Annotated in this window: 2 protein-coding genes and 2 pseudogenes; 2 read left to right on the plus strand and 2 right to left on the minus strand. The window is 75.1% G+C overall.

What is annotated here, in order from left to right; translation table 11 throughout:
• Positions 1–465: pseudogene (locus tag AB0G02_RS34205) on the plus strand (GNAT family N-acetyltransferase); the annotation flags it as partial.
• Here AB0G02_RS34205 and AB0G02_RS34210 read toward each other — a convergent pair.
• Complete coding sequence (locus tag AB0G02_RS34210) at positions 453–1,346, minus strand: aminoglycoside phosphotransferase family protein (protein WP_360802728.1); 894 nt, start codon at positions 1,344–1,346, stop codon at positions 453–455. The pseudogene AB0G02_RS34205 and the gene AB0G02_RS34210 overlap by 13 nt on opposite strands.
• Before the next feature lie 54 nt (positions 1,347–1,400).
• Positions 1,401–2,321 (minus strand): LysE family transporter, encoded by a 921-nt coding sequence (locus AB0G02_RS34215; RefSeq protein WP_360802731.1) that lies wholly within the window; start codon positions 2,319–2,321, stop codon positions 1,401–1,403.
• An 18-nt stretch (positions 2,322–2,339) separates the two neighbouring features.
• Between AB0G02_RS34215 and AB0G02_RS34220 the strand changes: the two are divergent.
• Positions 2,340–2,772, plus strand: a pseudogene (locus tag AB0G02_RS34220) (ferric iron reductase); the annotation flags it as partial.

The raw sequence follows: 2,772 nt of genomic DNA on the forward strand, positions 1-2,772 counted from the left end.
GGGGCCACCGAGGTCAACGAGCGGCCGGGCACGGTCGCGGGTGAGGCGCTGGAGCCGTTCCTCGGACCCGCGCCGGAGGTGGCCGACTCGTACTACGTGCGGATCGGTGACCCGGTCGCGTTGCTGGAGCACCTGCGGCCGGTGTTCGGCCGTCGGTTGGCGGCGGCTGGCTTCACCGACCGGGAGGGCGAGGCGGTCGTGTCGTTCTACCGTTCGCACGTGCGGCTGCCGTTCCAGGCGGGCCGGGTCGGGCCGGTCGTGGCGGGCGGCACCATGCAGGCGCCCGGCGCGGCGGGTGGTGCGGGCGTGGCGCCGGACATGCTGGCGTCGCTGCTGTTCGGCCCGCACGGCCTCAAGGGCCTGACCGCGCGGCAGCCGGACGTCTACCCCGGACCGGACGCCGACCTCATGCACGCGCTGTTCCCGCCGGTGCGCGGTGACCTGATGACGTTCTACATGCCCTGACCGGCCAGGGCGCGTTCGAGGGCGGCCCGGCCCGCCGGTTCCCAGGTCGGTTTGCCGCCGGGGAGGCCGAGCCTGCCGTTGCGCCCGATGGCGAGCAGGTGCAGGGCGCGCAGGACGGCCCAGCCGCGGGCCCGTGCGACGGTGGCGTCGTCCGCGTCCCCGTAGGCGTCGAAGAACCGGCCCGCCGTGCCCTCGGGCAGCAGGATCCAGGCGGCGGACAGGTCGGTCGCGGGATCGCCCGCGCACATCTCACCGAAGTCGATCACTCCGGCGAGCGTGCCCTCCCGCACGACCACGTTCGCCGGGTGCAGGTCACCGTGCAGCCAGGTCGGTGCCCCGTGCCACGCGGGCGCGGCGACGGCCTCCTCCCAGACGTCCCGGGCGGCACCGGCGCTCGCGTCGTCCTCCAGGACGTGCAACGCGCTGGTGAACCCGTCCCGCAGCGCCGACGGCGGGACGCCGCGCGCGGGGTTGGCCGGGGCGTCCGCGGGTGCCCGTCGGTGCAGTGCCCTGAGGAAACCGGCGAGGGTCGGGGCGGCGTCGGCGCGGATGATCGGCGCGTGGTCGGCCGGCTCGCCCTCGACCCAGCGCGTGATGGTCCAGGTGTGCCCGAACAGGGCGGAGGGTTCACCGATGCGCACCGGGACGGGCGTCGGCAGCGGCAGGTGTCCGGCCAGCACGGGCAGCCACTTCTGCTCGGCGCGCAACAGGGCCGGGGCGCGCTCGGTGCGCGGCAGGCGCACGGCCAGGTCCGGGCCGAGGCGCCACTGCTGGTTGTCCCAGCCACCGGTGACGTCCCGCAGTGCGAGGTGCGCGAGATCCGGGTGCTGGTCCCGCAGCAACGCCCGGACCAGGTCCTGCTCGAACCTGACCTCATCCATGGATTCCCCGTTCCGCCGACGTTCGCGGCTGAGCCGACACCGGGCGGCGGGCCGTCAGGCGGTGGCGAACTCGACGCCCATCACGATGCCGGCAAGCACCAGCAGCAGACCCGCGCAGGTGAGGGCGAGCCGGTAGCCGGTGTCGCGCAGGCGGCGGCGTCCGCGGGCGATCAGGAGCGCGATCACGACCTTGCCGCCCACCAGGGTCAGGTAGAACCCGGCCAACAGCGCCACGCCCGCGCCCGGTGACGCGCGCCAGGTCGTGATGGTGAGGGGCCCGAGCGCGGTGGCCCACGCGATCCACGGGTGCGGGCTGAGCAGGTTCACCAGGACTGCTCGGCGCAGTGCGAGGGAGCCGGTTTTGTCGGACCCCGTCGGTAGAATCGAAAACAGGGATCCCCTGGGAGGGGACGGCTGCGAAGCATGGCTTCCCGGCTCGACGGCCGGGTCGGCGGGGGCCGCGGTGGGAAGCTCGGCGGCGAGGTGCTCGGCGGCGGGCTCGGCCGAGGGCTCGGAAGCGGACTCGGTGGAAGGTTCGGCGGCGGACGCGGCAGGGAGCTCGGTGGCGGGCTTGGCTGCGGCTTCGGGAGCGGGGCCGACCGGGAATCCGGGAGCGGGGCCGGTGGTCGGTGGCGAAGCGGGAGCGGCCGGGAGTCCGGCGGAGGGCGTCCGGGTCGGCTCGGCGTCGAGGTCCAGTGACGCCGACCGCGCCTCCCGGACGGTCTGCACGCCGCTCCACACCACGAACACCGCGCCCACGACGCCGAGCACGCCCAGCGCCCGCGCCGGCACGCGGTCCAGCAGGAGCAGGGTCACGGTGACCACCAGGGCGTCCGACAGCAGCGGTGCGCAGGCGGTCAGCACGCCGGCCCTCCGGCCCGACTTCAGCGCCGCCGTCACCACCAGCACCAACAGCGGTCCGGGGCTGATGCTCGCCGCCAGACCGAGGGTCAGTCCCAACCCCAGTGCGTCCACGGCGGCAGACTAGGTCACGTGTCCGAGTTCGCCCGAGTCCTGGCCACCCTGCGGCAGATCCGCGGCCTGAGCCCCTTCTTCGCCCTCGACCTCGGTCGGCCCGACGGGACCTGGCACGACGGCGAGGAGCTGCTGGACGGCCCCGCCCTGCCCGACGCCCTCGACCTGATCGCCGCCCGCTACCGCACCGGGGAACGCCGCGTCGCCGCGTCGCTGTTCTTCCTCGGCTACACCGCGCGCCTGCTCAGCCCGGTGGTCGCCGCACGCGCGGTCGGCGGTGCCGCGCCGGACATCCGCCCGGCCAACGTGTGGTGGCGGTACAGCCCGGAGGGCCTCCAGGTCCGGCTCAAGGAGCCGCTCGCGGGCGTCGACGTCGCCCGGTCGCTGGAGCCGGTGGTGGAGAGGGTGCACGCGGTCACGTCGGTGGCGCGCGGGTTGCTCTGGGGCAACG

Origin of the sequence: Actinosynnema sp. NPDC023658 (assembly GCF_040639995.1) — a bacterium.
Taxonomy (GTDB): domain Bacteria; phylum Actinomycetota; class Actinomycetes; order Mycobacteriales; family Pseudonocardiaceae; genus Actinosynnema.